Origin of the sequence: Bifidobacterium pullorum subsp. saeculare, from assembly GCF_016899725.1 — a bacterium.
Lineage (GTDB): Bacteria > Actinomycetota > Actinomycetes > Actinomycetales > Bifidobacteriaceae > Bifidobacterium > Bifidobacterium pullorum_C.
Genome location: NZ_JACLYU010000150.1, coordinates 1 through 485, shown reverse-complemented (window position 1 = coordinate 485; position 485 = coordinate 1). Strand labels below are relative to the sequence as shown.

At 68.0% G+C, this 485-nt stretch carries 1 protein-coding gene; it reads left to right on the top strand.

The features are described from left to right. A partial coding sequence (locus H7U32_RS09910; RefSeq protein ID WP_204469871.1) for a hypothetical protein occupies positions 1-485 on the top strand: 485 nt, incomplete at both ends.

Sequence of the window (485 nt, the reverse complement as noted above, 5' to 3'; positions counted from 1 at the left end):
ATGCCCGCGACCCTCGTGTTCACCACGAGTGGCTCGTGCGCCAACATCGACCTCATGTACAACCACAACCCGGCGACGGGCATCGCCGGGACGATGCAGTACGTCCCGTCGGTTGCCGAGGATGCGACGTGGAACCCGGCGACGTCGCCGACCCTGATCTGCACGCCGCCCGCCGGCACGTTCCCCGACATCGGGAACTCGGCGCTGTTCAACGAGGCGTGTCCGACCGGCGCGGCCGGTCCTCCGGTCACGGTCCACAACACCAAGGGCCCGGTCCAGGGCTACGTCCTCGCGGTCCCCGAGGCGTCGAACGAGCGCGCCATCACGTACGAGGAGGCGTACTTCGTGTTCGGGTTCGGCGCGACCGCCGGCATGATCGCGCCGTGGACGGATCCGACGCAGATCTTCATCCGCACCGTCACGAAGAGCACGCTCGTCGCGTGGTCGTTCCAGCTCGGCATCCCCGCCGCGAAGATGAAGGGCAA